This is a genomic window from Pseudomonas sp. NPDC087639 (assembly GCF_044743385.1).
GTDB lineage: Bacteria > Pseudomonadota > Gammaproteobacteria > Pseudomonadales > Pseudomonadaceae > Aquipseudomonas.
Window position 1 is genome coordinate 64,405 of the sequence record NZ_JBIUWI010000006.1, and the last position, 14,307, is coordinate 78,711.

The window sequence follows — 14,307 nt, forward strand, 5'->3', positions numbered from 1 at the left end:
AGATCAAAAGATCGCAGCCTTCGGCAGCTCCTGTATTGGAATGCGTTTTCCTGTAGGAACTGCCGAAGGCTGCGATCTTTTTTCGCCGTTGAAACAAGGCCAAACACAAATATCCAGACTACTTTGTAGGATTCTGAGACATCCTCGCGTTTGGTGATCAGGGAGCTGGCACGTATGATGCTTCACAAACTTCCGCAGATTAGAAGCCTATGTCCCTGATAGTTCTACTGCTTCTGCCATTCATTGGCAGCTGTCTGGCAGCGATGCTGCCACACAACGCGCGTAATACCGAATCCCTGCTGGCTGGTCTGGTCGCTCTGATCGGCACCGTCCAGGTGGCAATGTTGTACCCGCAAATCGCCCACGGCGGCGTGATCCGCGAAGAATTCATGTGGCTGCCCAGCCTCGGCTTGAACTTCGTCCTGCGCATGGACGGCTTCGCCTGGCTGTTCTCGATGCTGGTATTGGGCATCGGCACACTCGTTTCCTTATATGCCCGCTATTACATGTCGCCGGATGATCCGGTGCCGCGTTTCTTCGCGTTTTTCCTGGCATTCATGGGCGCCATGCTGGGTCTGGTGATCTCCGGCAACCTGATCCAGATCGTGTTTTTCTGGGAACTCACCAGCCTTTTCTCCTTCCTGCTGATCGGCTACTGGCACCACCGCGCCGACGCTCGTCGCGGCGCCTATATGGCGTTGATGGTTACTGGTGCTGGCGGACTATGCCTGCTGGCGGGGGTCATGATCCTCGGCCATGTCGTCGGCAGCTATGACCTGGACAAGGTCCTGGCCGCCGGCGATCAGATTCGCGCACATGCCCTCTACCCTATTCTGCTACCCCTCATTCTTGTCGGCGCACTCAGCAAAAGCGCCCAGTTCCCGTTCCACTTCTGGCTGCCCCACGCGATGGCGGCGCCAACGCCCGTCTCCGCGTACCTGCACTCGGCAACCATGGTCAAGGCCGGGGTGTTCCTGCTAGCGCGCCTGTGGCCGCCGCTGTCCGGCAGTGAAGAATGGTTCTACATCGTCAGCGGCGCAGGCGCCTGTACGCTGTTACTCGGCGCCTATTGCGCGATGTTCCAGAACGATCTGAAAGGATTGCTGGCCTACTCGACCATCAGCCACCTCGGCCTGATCACTCTGCTGCTGGGCCTGAACAGTCCATTGGCCGCCGTCGCTGCGGTGTTCCATATCCTCAACCACGCTACGTTCAAAGCCTCGCTGTTCATGGCCGCGGGCATCATCGACCACGAAAGCGGCACCCGCGACATCCGCAAGCTCAGCGGTTTGATCAAACTGATTCCGTTCACCGCGACGCTGGCGATGGTTGCCAGTGCTTCGATGGCAGGTGTGCCGCTGCTCAACGGCTTCCTGTCGAAGGAAATGTTCTTCGCCGAAACCGTGTTCATCAACGCCACGGCGTGGGTTGAAGCCGCGCTGCCGATTGTCGCGACCATCGCCGGCACGTTCAGCGTGGCTTATTCGCTGCGCTTCACCGTCGATGTGTTCTTCGGCCCAACGGCCACCGACCTGCCGCACACCCCGCACGAACCGCCACGCTGGATGCGTGCGCCGGTGGAATTGCTGGTGTTCACCTGCCTGTTGGTGGGGATTTTCCCGGCACAAATCGTCGGCCCATTATTGGCCGCTGCGGCGTTGCCGGTAGTCGGCGGCACCCTTCCCGAATACAGCCTGGCAATCTGGCATGGTTTGAACGCGCCCATGATCATGAGCCTGATCGCCATGTCCGGCGGCATCGTGCTCTACCTGTTGCTGCGCAATCAGTTCAGACAGGGCCGCTTCAAATATCCGCCACTGGTGGGCCGCTTCAACGGTAAACGCCTGTTCGAGCGCAGCCTGGTAGTGATGATGCGCATGGCCCGTCGGGTAGAACGCCGACTCGGCACCCGACGCCTGCAAATGCAGCTGTTCCTTATGGTGTTGGCGGCCGTGCTCGCCGGCCTGATTCCGATGCTGCACAGCAGCCTGAGTTGGGGCGACCGGCCGAAGATTCCTGGTTCCATTGTTTTCGTGACTCTGTGGCTGCTGGCAATTGCCTGCGCCCTCGGTGCCGCGTGGCAGGCCAAGTATCACCGTCTCGCCGCTCTGACCATGGTCAGTGTCTGCGGGCTGATGACTTGCGTGACGTTCGTCTGGTTCTCTGCACCGGATCTGGCGCTGACGCAGCTGGCGGTCGAAGTGGTGACCACCGTGCTGATCCTGCTGGGTCTGCGCTGGTTGCCACGTCGGATCGAAGAAGTCTCGCCATTGCCGAGCAGCCTGCGCAAGGCGCGCATTCGTCGTTTGCGCGACTTGCTGCTTTCGATTGCGGTCGGTGGCGGCATGGCACTGCTGTCCTACGCCATGCTGACGCGGCAGACGCCAAACAATATCTCCTCGTTCTACCTCAGCCGCGCCATGCCCGAGGGCGGTGGCAGCAACGTGGTCAACGTGATGCTGGTGGACTTCCGTGGCTTCGATACCCTTGGTGAAATCACCGTACTGGTCGCTGTGGCGCTGACGGTATTCGCGCTGCTGCGCCGCTTCCGCCCGCCGAAAGAAAGCCTGCAACTGCCAGCCCAGCAACGCCTGCTGGCGCCGGACGTGGTCACCGATCTGGTCAACCCGCGCTCGGCCAGCGACACCGCGCTCGGTTTCATGATGGTGCCGGCGGTACTGGTGCGCCTCCTGCTGCCGATTGCGCTGGTGGTGTCGTGCTATCTGTTCATGCGCGGGCACAACCAGCCGGGCGGCGGTTTTGTCGCCGGTTTGGTGATGTCGGTGGCGTTCATCCTGCAATACATGGTCGCCGGCACGCAGTGGGTCGAGGCGCAAATGAGTCTACGGCCCCTGCGCTGGATGGGCACCGGGTTGCTGTTCGCTACCGCCACCGGTCTCGGTGCGATGGCCGTCGGTTACCCGTTCCTCACCACCCACACCTGGCATTTCACTCTGCCGCTGCTGGGTGACATCCATATCGCCAGTGCGCTGTTCTTTGATATCGGCGTGTACGCGGTGGTCGTGGGCTCGACGCTGTTGATCCTCACCGCCCTCGCCCACCAATCGGTGCGTGGTCACAAGACTGCAGCGCTGCCCAAGTCCGTCGCCAGCAAAGGAGCCGTCTGATGGAAGAAGTCATCGCAATCGCCATCGGCGTCCTCGCCGCATCCGGCGTCTGGCTGATCCTGCGGCCACGGACATTCCAGGTGGTCATGGGCCTGTGCCTGCTGTCCTACGGCGTCAACCTGTTCATCTTCAGCATGGGCAGCCTGTTCATCGGCAAGGAACCGGTGATCAAGGACGGCGTGACGCAAGACTTGCTGCACTACACCGACCCGCTGCCACAGGCACTGGTACTCACTGCAATCGTCATCAGCTTCGCCATGACCGCGCTGTTCCTCGTCGTTCTGCTCGCCTCGCGCGGCTTGACCGGCACTGACCATGTCGACGGCCGGGAGCCTAAAGAATGATGGCGATGACTCACCTGATCGCCGCACCGATTCTGCTGCCGCTGCTGACCGCCGCCATCATGCTGATGCTCGGTGAAAAGCACCGGCCGCTGAAGGCGAAAATCAATCTGTTCTCCAGCCTCGTCGGTCTGTTCATTTCCGTGATGCTGCTGCAATGGACGCAGACCACCGGCGTGCCCGGCTCCATCGGCGTATACCTGCCCGGCAACTGGCAGGCGCCGTTCGGCATCGTGCTGGTGGTCGATCGCCTGTCGGCACTGATGCTGGTGCTGACCGGGATCATCGGCGTCAGTGCCCTGCTCTTTGCGATGGCGCGCTGGGACGGCGCGGGATCGAGCTTCCACGCGTTGTTCCAGATTCAGTTGATGGGTCTGTATGGCGCGTTCCTGACCGCAGATCTGTTCAACCTGTTCGTGTTCTTCGAAGTGCTGCTCGCCGCTTCTTATGGCCTGTTGCTGCACGGCTCCGGTCGGGCGCGGGTGTCGTCGGGACTGCATTACATCTCGATCAATCTGCTCGCCTCGTCGCTGTTTCTGATCGGCGCGGCATTGATCTATGGTGTGACCGGCACCCTGAACATGGCTGATCTGGCGCTGAAAATTCCGCTGGTGCCGGAAGCCGACCGAGGCTTGCTGCACGCGGGCGCAGGAATTCTCGCGGTAGCGTTCCTGGCCAAGGCCGGCATGTGGCCGCTGAACTTCTGGCTGGTACCGGCCTACTCCTCGGCCAGCGCCCCAGTGGCGGCAATGTTCGCGATCATGACCAAGGTCGGCGTCTACACCCTGCTGCGCCTGTGGACGCTGCTGTTTTCCGGGCAAGCAGGGGCTTCGGCGTTCTTTGGTGCTGACTGGCTGATCTACGGCGGCATGGCGACCATGGCCTGCGCGGCACTGGCGATTATTGCCGCCCAACGCCTGGAACGCATGGCCAGCCTGAGCATTCTGGTGTCGGCGGGGATTCTGCTGTCGGCCGTTGGTTTCGCCCAGCCGAACCTGATTGGCGCCGCGCTGTTCTATCTGGTCAGCTCGACACTGGCATTGAGTGCGCTGTTTCTTCTTTCCGAGTTGATCGAACGTTCGCGCTCGGCCAATGAGATCCCGCTGGAAGACGAAAGCGAATTGCTGCCTCGTCCGCAGGAATCACTGCAACCGCCCAAAGGCATCAACCTCGACGACGAGCAGAAAGCCGTGGTCGGTCAGGTCATTCCGTGGACGATGGCATTTCTTGGCTTGAGCTTCATCGCTTGCGCCCTGCTGATCATCGGCATGCCGCCGCTGTCCGGCTTCATCGGCAAACTCAGCCTGATCGGTGCGTTGCTCAATCCACTGGGCCTCGGTACCGACGCGCCAATTTCCAACGCGGCGTGGGCGCTGCTGGCACTGCTGATCCTGTCCGGACTGGCCTCGTTGATGGCGTTCTCGCGCCTCGGTATCCAACGCTTCTGGACACCGGAGGAGCGCCCATCGCCGTTGCTGCGCAAACTCGAATGCGCACCGATCTTCCTGCTGCTGGGATTGAGCATCGCCCTGACCTTCAAGGCCGAACCGCTGCTGCGCTATACCCAGGCCACCGCCGATGCTCTGAACAACCCGCAGCAATACGTGATGGCGGTGCTCGGCACCCGCGCCGTACCGAGTCCGGAAGCCAAGACAGCCCAACTGGAGGTACAGCCATGAAGCGTGTATTTCCTGCACCGTTACTGTCGTTGGCGCTATGGGCACTGTGGTTGACGCTGAACCTGTCGATCAGCCCGGGCAATCTGCTGCTCGGTGCAATATTGGGTTTTGCTGCACCGCTGATGATGCGCAAGTTACGCCCGAAACAAGTGCGCATCCGCCGCCCGGGGACGATGCTGCGCCTGTTCCTCCTCGTCGGTCGTGACGTGGTGATGTCCAATCTGATCGTCGCCTGGGGTGTGCTCAATGCCGGCCGCCGTCCACCTCGTTCGTGCTTCGTCAAAGTGCCGCTCGACCTGCGCGATGCTCACGGTCTGGCGACGCTGGCAATGATCTGCACGGTGGTGCCCGGCACGGTGTGGTCGGAACTGGCACTGGATCGCAGCATTTTGTTGCTGCACGTTTGGGATCTGGATGACGAAGCGCAGTTCATTGAGCACTTCAAGACCGCTTACGAGCGACCGCTGATGGAGATTTTCGAATGAGCCCATTACTGTCGAACGCGATTCTGCTGACGCTGTTTCTGTTCTCGCTGGCGATGGTGCTGACGCTGGTTCGGCTATTCAAAGGACCCTCGGCTCAGGATCGGGTTCTGGCGCTGGATTACCTCTACATCGTCGCCATGTTGATGATGCTGACGCTGGGCATTCGTTATTCAAGTGACACCTACTTCGAGGCGGCGCTGCTGATCGCGCTGTTCGGCTTCGTCGGCTCGTTTGCCCTGGCGAAATTCCTGCTGCGTGGCGAGGTGATCGAATGAACGCTGAATTGTCTCTGTGGGTTGAGATTCCGGTGGCGATCCTGCTGGTACTCAGCGGCATTTTTGCGCTGATCGGCGCGACCGGTTTGTTGCGAATGAAGGACTACTTCCAGCGCATGCATCCGCCGGCACTGGCCTCGACGCTGGGAGCGTGGTGCGTGGCGCTGGCTTCGATCATCTGCTTCTCGGCGCTGAAGTCCGGGCCGGTGATACATGCATGGCTGATTCCGATTCTGTTGGCGATCACGGTGCCGGTGACCACTTTGCTGCTGGCGCGGGCGGCGTTGTTCCGCAAGCGCATGGCTGGGGATGATGTGCCGGCCGAGGTCAGCAGTCGGCGGACTGAGAGCGGTAGCTAACCCTTTAAAAGATCGCAGCCTGCGGCTGCGATCTTTTGATACTGCTTTTCAGATCCAAGCCACCGCCAACAACCCCGCTCCCAACGCCAGACACAACGGCGAATACACCCACGTATCCAGCCGCGCAAATCGTGAATCCTTCACTTCCTTGAAGAACCCCACCAGATTCGAATCACCAATCGCCCGGGCAAACATCAACAGCGCAATCGCACTGATCACCCATTGCAGCGCCTTGTGATGCACCGCTGGCATTCCCCACCCGACCCGCAGACACACCAAAGCGGCAATCGCCAATAACGCAGCCGCCACCACCAAAGTAATCCACCCCGACGGTTTGAACGCCGGTCGCACCGTTTTCACAAAACCTTCCACCGGTACTTGCGGCACCGCCGCCACCGCCGCCCATTGCCCACCCAGCGCCCAATACACATGTACCAGGGCGATTACCGCGAACGTTGTCACCAGCCATTGAGCCAACACAAAGGTCATGGTTGAAATCCTTGAAAGGGATTTGAACAAATCATCCTAGTCGCATTTTTTTCAAGTGCACGACCGATCAGCGGTACGGTAAAGTGCCGCCCCATGAAATTCTCCCGTTCCGATCGCTCACTGCTGGCCTGGATGCTCTATTGCTGCGTCCTGTTCAACGTGTTCGTCTGCAGCATCGGACACGGGCAAATGGTCGGCATGCAGCTCAACGGTATCGGCGGCCAGTTCTGTACCGTGGACCCGGCGACGCAAGCGCCGCTCGCCGCCAACCCGTCCGAAGAAAAACTGCCAACCCTGTCCAAAGCCTTCGGTTGCCCACTTTGCTCAACAGGCGGCATGGGCCCGGCGTTCAATTCCAGCCTGACCCTGGCGATCCTGCCGGAACAACACAGTCCGCCACTGGCGCCGATCGTCAGCGCCGACCTCCCAGCCCGCTCCACTTGGCCCTCGGCCAACCCTCGCGCCCCACCGCTCGCCTGAGTGTTCTTGCCTTTTTGATTTGTCAGCCCACTGCGCCAACGCGCGGCGTTCGCCTGTGCGCTGACTCCCAGACATGCATTCAGGATTCAACAATGAAACAACTCACTCTGCTGGCGAGCCTGTGCGGCTGCCTGTCCGTTAACGTCTGGGCGCAATCCACCTTGGATCTGGCGCCGATCACCATCGACGGCGAGTCCGGCACCGAACCGGGCCTAAACATCGACCAATCCAGCGGCATGGCCTCGCGCCTTGGCTTGAGCGTGCGCGATACGCCCGCCTCGGTGGCCATCGCCAATCGCAACGACATCGAACGCCACGGCGCACAGAACTTCCAGGACGCCGCCAACACCCTGCCCGGCGTCAATGCCAGCGCACCGCCAGGCTTCGGCGGCTTCGTCTCCTATCGCGGCTTCACCAGCAGCCAGATCACCCAGATGTTCAACGGCATCAATGTGTCCGGCGGACTCGCCCGCCCGGTAGATGCGTGGATTTACGATCGAGTGGAACTGGTCGGTGGCCCGTCATCGCTGATCAACGGCGCAGGCTCCGTGGGTGGTTCGTTGAACTACGTGACCAAACTGGCAACCCGCGACGAACAGGCTGTTGAAGGCAGGGTCAGCTACGGCACTTACGACACCACCGAAACCGCGTTCGGCCTCAACCATGCCCTGACCGACCCGAGCAGCGAGATGCAGCACTACGCACGTCTCGACGTCAGCCACAACACCAGTAACGGCTACATCGACCGTCAGGAACGCGATGCCTGGAGCGTGGCGTTCTCATTGCTCAGCGACCTCACGCCGAACCTGTCGCACACCCTGGCGCTGGAATATCAGGACGAACACGAAGACAGTCCGTATTGGGGCACCCCGGTGCTCAACCCGAAGGCCGGCGAGTTGAAGATCGATAAACACAATCGCTTCAACAACTACAACGTCGAAGACGGTCGATATGAACAGCGGACGATCTGGGTGCGCTCGATCATCGACTACCGGATCAACGACAACACCACCCTGCGCAATACCCTGTATCACCTCGACAGCCAGCGCGATTACCGCAACCTGGAAACCTACCAGTACAACGCCGACAACACGGCGGTGAATCGCTCGACGGCGTATCAGGTACGGCATCAGGGCGAGCAGAACGGCAACCAGTTCGAACTGCGCCACGACAACACGCTGCTGGGTCTGGATACAACGTGGTCAGGCGGCTTCGAGTACAAAGTCAATCAAACCACCAACTCGCCGCTCAACATCAAAGACGTGAGCACGGTTGACCCGAACAACTACCGGCCGGGGCATTTCTATGACATTCCCGGCACCAATCCCAAGCTGATCAGCGACAAGACCAACGAAGTCACCACCAAAGCGCTGTTCGTGGAAAACCGGCTGGCGCTCACCGACAAACTGTCACTGCTCACCGGCCTGCGTTATGACGACATCGATCTCGACGTGACCAACCACCGCACCGTAACCGCCACCAACCCCAAGCACCTCAAGCGCAGTTGGGAGCCAATCACCGGTCGCGCGGGTCTGACCTATCAGTTCATCCCATCGGCTAACGTCTACGTGCAATACAGCACCGCCGCCGAGCAGCCCAACGGCACGCAAGACTTCGACGTCTCGACCGGCAAGCAATGGGAAATCGGCAGCAAGTTCGATTATCTGAACGGGCGCGGCTCGGCGACGTTGGCGGCTTACACGATTGAACGAAAGGACTTTGCCGTCACCGACCCACTTGACCCGACCAGCAGCATCCCGGTCGGTCAGCAGACGTCTAAAGGGATCGAGATTGCCAGCTCGTTGCGGATCACCGACAAACTGCTGGCCGAGGGTAACTTCGCCTGGGTCGACGCGCAGTACGATGACTTCACTGAGAAGAATGCGGCTGGCGTGGTCGTGTCGCGCAAAGGCAACACACCGACCAACGTTCCGGATCGGGTCGGCAATCTGTGGCTGACCTATGATTTCTCGCCGCAGTGGCAAGGCGGGGTCGATGCGCGTTACGTGGCGTCGGTGTTTGCCGATAACGCCAACACCATGACCGTGCCGTCGTACACGCTGTTCGGCAGTTTCCTCAGTTACAAGGTTGATTCGCACACCACCGTTACCGGGCGAGTGCGCAATTTGACCAATGAGGTGTATGCCGAGTTTGCGCATGTTTCGCCGGCGTACTATTTGGGTACGCCGCGAACCTTTGAGCTAGCAGTGCAAACTCGATTCTAAAAGCATCGCGGGCAAGCCCGCTCCCACAGTGTTTTGTGTCGTACACATATTTTGCATCCGACGATAAACCTGTGGGAGCGGGCTTGCCCGCGATGAGGCCTGTGGCCGCGGCTCTCTATTTCAAATCAGCCGAAACCTTGTCCGCCACATCCTTCGGCAACCACGCCTGCCACACATCCGGATGCGCCTTCATGAATGCCACTGCCGCATCACGGGGCGCGGTGTGTTTCTCACTCATCTCAGCCAACGCCTTGTTCAACGGCCCGATCGGAAAATCAACCTTGCTGAAGAACTCGGCAATCTGCGGATACTGCTTCTGAAACGGCGTCGACACACCAATCGACAGCTTCGAGGCCAGCGAGCGGGTCGGTTTCGGATTGGGATTATCGGCGTCGGTCAGCGTCTTCCACGCCTCGGCGTCAAACGGCGGTTCTTCCAGTTGCACCAGTTTGAATTTGCCCAGCAACGGTGTTGGCGACCAGTAATAGAACAGCACCGGTTTGCCCCGTCGAATCGAAGAACTGATCTCGGCGTCCAGCGCTGCACCGGAACCACTGCGAAAATTGGTGTAGTCGTCCTGCAATCCATACGCGGTCAGCTTCTGCTTATTGACCACTTCCGACGTCCAGCCGATCGGGCTGTTGAGAAAACGCCCCTTGCTCGGGTTCTCCGGGTCCTTGAACACGTCTTTGTATTTCTTCAAATCACTGACACTGCGCAGGTCCGGTGCGAGCGGCTTGATGCCCTTGGCCGGGTCGCCCTTGATCACGTATTCCGGCACCCACCAACCTTCGGTAGCGCCCTTGACCGTATCGCCCAGGCTCACGACCTTGCCTTCGGCCTCGGCCTTGACCCACACCGGACTGCGCCCGGCCCATTCTTCGCCGATGACCTGAATGTCATTGTTGGCCAGCGCGGTTTCCAGGGTGATGGTGGTGCCAGGCAAGGTGTCGGTCGGCAATCCGTAGCCCTTCTCGACGATGATCCGCAGGACATCGGTGATCAGGCTGCCGCTTTCCCAGTTCAGGTCGGCAAAATGGATCGGCGCTTGTGCCGCCATGACCGATGGCACTGAAGTCAGCAAACCGAATGTGGCCACGCTGGCGGCCAATAACCGTCGAAATCCGTTCATGCATTGCACCTCGTGCTGTTCACAGCAATGGCAGGATGGCCTGAGAGAAGACCGCAAGCCTCTGCATACTCAGTCAACTGACTGTAGCCGAGGTTCCTGCTTTTTCAGGGCCAGACCCTGGACGAGGTCAGGTTTCAGACTTTTCCTGCATGCTTTGCAGCTCGCGTCTGACCATGCTGGCGTATTCCGCCGGGCGCAACGTGTAGATCTGCGCGGCCACCCAACCGAGCCAGGCGCCTTGCAACTCGGCCTTCGCGGCGAACAACCGCCGGGCCTCATCGCGCGCACTGTCAAGGTTTTGCGAATGGAAATCGGCGCGGCTCAAACCACCGATCACTCGCTGGCCTTGAAAGTCACCAGTTCACCCTTGCGCCATTTCGCGGCTTTGGCGGTGACGGCTTTCAGGGTCTTGGTCAGACCTTCCTGCAACTGCGCATGGGCGGCGAACACGGTCACCAAGCTATGACCTTCCTTGAACAGGATCGCGTGGCCATCCGCCGTCTCGACGAAGGCGTAATCGCCGATGCCATAGACCGTCAGTTTGATTTCGCGAAAACGGATATCCATCTTGCCGCCTTCACGGCTGGGCAACACCGACGCACTGAAATGATCGCCAACCTTGAGCTTCAGGCCCGGTTTGTCATCGACCACCAAAGCGCTCTCAGTGTCGATTTCGGCAACGTAGATGCCTTCAGCGTTTTGCTCGGTGATGTAAACAAAACGTGATTGGAACAGCTTGACCAGCTTTGCACGCAAATCACCCAACACGAACAAAGCATGCATATCGAGATTACTGACTGCCAAAGAAACATCCCCACATCTGAATAAACCGCACACGGAAAACGCGCACGACAAAAAACGGCCAGGCCGATGGAACTGCCAAATGACTCAAAAAAAAGCCCGAACTGAGCAGACTGCTCATTCAACGCGAGGTTCGTAAGACTACTGGATTGTCACTCGCGAAACTCACTCCAATGTCGCCAAAGCTCGAAGGAATAATCCTTACCGGCGACCAAAGAAAGCTGATTACGAACTTTAGGGAAAATTCTCACGAAAAAAAGCATTTTTCCGACATATCACTCGCGAAAAATTGCTTTAGATAAGCCCTGTCGTCACCAAGCACTGGCGATTCTAGAGCAGCGATGCTCATTACGACTACCCGAAACGGCCTGTAAATATCGGCCAACCGATGAAAAGGACTTCATATGTGCACTCTGACTCACTTCGCCATGCCCACTGACGCCCGACTCAAATCGCCCCTTATCCTGCATGTCGCCGATATGAACGATCTGCAGGAACACCAACAAAAGGATATGGCTCCGCGCTTTCAAGTCGTACCGGCCGGCAACGCTTTCTTCCACATCAAGGAAAAATCGACCGGCCGCGTAAGAGGTTTCCGCGAAGATCACAACGAAGCGTGCGCCCTCGCCCGCTCACTCGAAATGCAAATCGAACTCCTGGCCAGTGCTTGCCTCAGATAAAGAGAGCGATCGACTGCGCCAGACCGGCGCACATCAGAAGGAGCAAATGATGGATCTTGAAGGTTATAACTTGAAAACCCTGTTCGATCAGTTGGGTCTGCCTTCAGAGGAAACTGATATTGATGATTTCATCGATAGGCATCCGCTGGACGCTGACACCAAATTAGTCGATGCGCCCTTCTGGTCAGAACCTCAGAAGCAAACGCTTCAAGAGTGGATTGGCAAAGACGATGACAGGGCAATAGTCTTCGACGAACTGAACGTACGCCTTCACGACGGCAAGTAATCTCGATCAGTGCAGGCTGTCACCAGGCGCGGCCTGCAACTGCGCAAGCCACGCAGCCCTGCACTCCTCGGCCTCGTCGCGACTGGCGAACGCAGTACCGCGCCGCTCACCATTGAGCAAAACCACCCAGCAAACACTTCGGCCCATCGCGCGTAAACCGGCGGGCACACCGCTGCCAATCATCACGGCAACATCAACTCTGCACTGCATGCAGACCTCCCCAAATCATTAGCCACCTAACTATGTAGGCATGTTAATGATTTACTCGCGGAGGAAACAGCAACGCCCGTGCATAGATTCATTGCATCAATCGCAACAATCGATCAGCGCGGGCTTTCCGGTTTATAGCCCAAACGCAATCCGCCCCAGTGCCGACCCTTGATCGTGATCGGCACCGACAAGTCGTGCATCAACTCACCGGTATCGCGCGTGTAAGTCTGCAACAACACCGGTTGCTGATGACTGCCACAGCGAATCCCGGTGCGGTCGGCAAACTTGCGCTTGGTGCGATTGTTAACCGCATCGACCTGCGCATCCCCGGTCAACGGCTGACTGAACACCTGATTGTGCGTCGGCACGTAACCCTGCTGTGTGCAGGCAATGGCAAATACCAATCCCTCATGACGCGGCAGCAACGGCTCCTGAATCGCCGGCAGCACCTGATCGGTGTAACGATCAAAACGAGTCTGAAATTTCGCCGGTTGCGTATTCGCGATCGGCTGATACTGACGGTCGAACAAATCGTCGAGGCTGATCCGCCCTTGCTCGACATCCGCCTCGAAACGCGCGGCAATCTGGCTCGCCCCTTCGCGCGCCAGGTCATAGATGCGCTGGTGATAGTCATCCAGCCCGACTTCGGCCAGACGCTCACTGATGGTTTCCGCCTGCCCTTCCATCTGCACCGCCGCTTCGGCGAGGCGACGGGTCTGCTGATCGCTGACCGCCAGATCGCTGCGCATCTGCTCGATGGCTTTGAACAGACTGTCGAGTTGCTCGCGGTTGGTCTCCGCACCCCTGGCGATCTCGCCGACCTGACTTTCCACCCCCGCCGCCAATCGCGCGATATTCTCCAGGTGCTGACCGGTGTGTTCGACCTGTTCGACGCCGCTGCTCAAATCGCTGGATAGTTCGCGGATCTGCTCCACAACCTGGGCGGTGCGCTGTTGAATGTCAGCGACCATCTCGCCGACCTCGCCCGTCGCCGACGCCGTTCGCGCCGCCAAGCCGCGCACCTCATCCGCCACCACTGCAAATCCGCGACCGTGCTCACCGGCCCGCGCCGCTTCAATCGCCGCGTTCAACGCCAGCAGATTGGTCTGGCTGGCAATCGACTGAATCACCAGCGTCACCCGCTGAATGTCATCGCTGCGCAGACTCAAGGCCTCGATCAATTCACGGCTGGCATTGGCGCGCTGGCTGAGCTGATGCATGCGCGAGATCGAATCGACCAATTCGGTTCGCCCCGCTGCACTGCTGTGATGCGCCTCGCTGGCAGCGGCCAACGCTTCACGGCTGAGCTGCGAAGTGGCGTGTTCAGTGGCGATCATCACCTCGGCATTGCTGACAATCCGCGCTGCCGCATCGAGTTGCGATTCAAGTTTGCTCGCCAGTTCCTTGACCGAAAACGCCACCCCGGCCGCCGACAAGGCGTTATGGCTGGTGGTGTAGGAAAGATCGCGAGTGAGTTCGGAAATCGCACTGCCGGAGTCGGCAGGCGTTACATCGGGGACAGCTCGGGAGCGCAGGCGCGGCAGCCAGACAATCAGCACCGCCAAGGGCATGCCGACGTAAAGCGACCATCCACCCAGCGTCATGCCGGCGAGCAACAGCATCAGGGCGATGCTTTGCAGAGTCGGTGCGACCCAGCGGTTTTTTGGCAAAAGCACTGGTGCAGGCAAAGCCCCAACCAGAGATCCGTCTCTCGTCATATCAACACCCCACGCTTGT

General features: G+C 59.3%; 16 protein-coding genes. 10 read left to right on the forward strand and 6 right to left on the reverse strand.

Going from position 1 to position 14,307, the window contains the following annotated elements:
- The first annotated feature begins 209 nt into the window (after window positions 1–209).
- The 6 genes from ACIOVB_RS05045 to ACIOVB_RS05070 are packed head-to-tail and all read left to right on the forward strand — an operon-like array spanning window position 210 to window position 6,267.
- Window positions 210–3,128, forward strand: coding sequence for a monovalent cation/H+ antiporter subunit A (locus ACIOVB_RS05045; protein WP_401265427.1), 2,919 nt, complete (start codon window positions 210–212; stop codon window positions 3,126–3,128).
- On the forward strand, window positions 3,128–3,472 hold the full coding sequence (locus ACIOVB_RS05050) for a Na+/H+ antiporter subunit C (RefSeq protein ID WP_007910763.1): 345 nt from the start codon (window positions 3,128–3,130) through the stop codon (window positions 3,470–3,472). The genes ACIOVB_RS05045 and ACIOVB_RS05050 overlap by 1 nt, the downstream gene beginning before the upstream one ends.
- Window positions 3,469–5,148, forward strand: a complete 1,680-nt coding sequence (locus ACIOVB_RS05055) for a monovalent cation/H+ antiporter subunit D (protein WP_401265430.1) — start codon at window positions 3,469–3,471, stop codon at window positions 5,146–5,148. The genes ACIOVB_RS05050 and ACIOVB_RS05055 overlap by 4 nt, the downstream gene beginning before the upstream one ends.
- Window positions 5,145–5,633, forward strand: coding sequence for a Na+/H+ antiporter subunit E (locus ACIOVB_RS05060; protein WP_187680713.1), 489 nt, complete (start codon window positions 5,145–5,147; stop codon window positions 5,631–5,633). Before ACIOVB_RS05055 ends, ACIOVB_RS05060 begins: the two co-directional genes overlap by 4 nt.
- On the forward strand, window positions 5,630–5,908 hold the full coding sequence (locus tag ACIOVB_RS05065) for a K+/H+ antiporter subunit F (RefSeq protein ID WP_007910754.1): 279 nt from the start codon (window positions 5,630–5,632) through the stop codon (window positions 5,906–5,908). Before ACIOVB_RS05060 ends, ACIOVB_RS05065 begins: the two co-directional genes overlap by 4 nt.
- Window positions 5,905–6,267 (forward strand): Na+/H+ antiporter subunit G, encoded by a 363-nt coding sequence (locus ACIOVB_RS05070; protein ID WP_187680714.1) that lies wholly within the window; start codon window positions 5,905–5,907, stop codon window positions 6,265–6,267. The genes ACIOVB_RS05065 and ACIOVB_RS05070 overlap by 4 nt, the downstream gene beginning before the upstream one ends.
- A 48-nt stretch (window positions 6,268–6,315) precedes the next feature.
- On the opposite strand, the gene ACIOVB_RS05075 is transcribed toward ACIOVB_RS05070, so the two are convergent.
- Entirely contained in the window at window positions 6,316–6,756 is a 441-nt protein-coding gene (locus tag ACIOVB_RS05075) for a DUF3995 domain-containing protein (protein WP_401265432.1), read from the reverse strand.
- Window positions 6,757–6,849: 93 nt separating this feature from the next.
- On the opposite strand from ACIOVB_RS05075, the gene ACIOVB_RS05080 reads away from it, so the two are divergent.
- Both ACIOVB_RS05080 and ACIOVB_RS05085 read left to right on the forward strand, forming a co-directional pair.
- Complete coding sequence (locus ACIOVB_RS05080; RefSeq protein ID WP_187680716.1) at window positions 6,850–7,236, forward strand: DUF2946 domain-containing protein; 387 nt, start codon at window positions 6,850–6,852, stop codon at window positions 7,234–7,236.
- Between the two features lie 92 nt (window positions 7,237–7,328).
- Window positions 7,329–9,461 carry a TonB-dependent receptor gene (locus tag ACIOVB_RS05085; protein WP_401265434.1) on the forward strand — a complete coding sequence of 711 codons (2,133 nt, stop codon included), beginning with the start codon at window positions 7,329–7,331 and terminating at the stop codon, window positions 9,459–9,461.
- Window positions 9,462–9,576: 115 nt separating this feature from the next.
- Here ACIOVB_RS05085 and ACIOVB_RS05090 read toward each other — a convergent pair whose 3' ends face one another.
- The 3 genes from ACIOVB_RS05090 to ACIOVB_RS05100 form a co-directional block, all read right to left on the reverse strand.
- The gene (locus ACIOVB_RS05090) at window positions 9,577–10,593 is read right to left on the reverse strand and encodes an ABC transporter substrate-binding protein (RefSeq protein ID WP_401265436.1); all 1,017 of its coding nucleotides are present in this window, start codon (window positions 10,591–10,593) and stop codon (window positions 9,577–9,579) included.
- Between the two features lie 127 nt (window positions 10,594–10,720).
- The gene (locus tag ACIOVB_RS05095; RefSeq protein ID WP_401265437.1) at window positions 10,721–10,918 is read right to left on the reverse strand and encodes a hypothetical protein; all 198 of its coding nucleotides are present in this window, start codon (window positions 10,916–10,918) and stop codon (window positions 10,721–10,723) included.
- An 8-nt stretch (window positions 10,919–10,926) separates the two neighbouring features.
- Window positions 10,927–11,376: a hypothetical protein gene (locus ACIOVB_RS05100; protein ID WP_401265535.1), complete on the reverse strand. Its 450-nt coding sequence runs from the start codon at window positions 11,374–11,376 to the stop codon at window positions 10,927–10,929.
- Window positions 11,377–11,798: 422 nt separating this feature from the next.
- On the opposite strand from ACIOVB_RS05100, the gene ACIOVB_RS05105 reads away from it, so the two are divergent.
- On the forward strand, window positions 11,799–12,074 hold the full coding sequence (locus ACIOVB_RS05105; protein ID WP_401265439.1) for a hypothetical protein: 276 nt from the start codon (window positions 11,799–11,801) through the stop codon (window positions 12,072–12,074).
- A 49-nt stretch (window positions 12,075–12,123) separates the two neighbouring features.
- A complete protein-coding gene (locus tag ACIOVB_RS05110) occupies window positions 12,124–12,360 on the forward strand; it encodes a DUF2789 family protein (protein ID WP_401265441.1) in 237 nt (78 codons plus the stop codon).
- 6 nt (window positions 12,361–12,366) lie between these two features.
- Here the strand turns inward: ACIOVB_RS05110 and ACIOVB_RS05115 are convergent, their stop codons facing one another.
- A complete protein-coding gene (locus ACIOVB_RS05115; RefSeq protein ID WP_187681284.1) occupies window positions 12,367–12,570 on the reverse strand; it encodes a hypothetical protein in 204 nt (67 codons plus the stop codon).
- 113 nt (window positions 12,571–12,683) lie between these two features.
- A complete protein-coding gene (locus ACIOVB_RS05120) occupies window positions 12,684–14,288 on the reverse strand; it encodes a methyl-accepting chemotaxis protein (protein WP_401265444.1) in 1,605 nt (534 codons plus the stop codon).
- Between the last annotated feature and the right edge of the window lie 19 nt (window positions 14,289–14,307).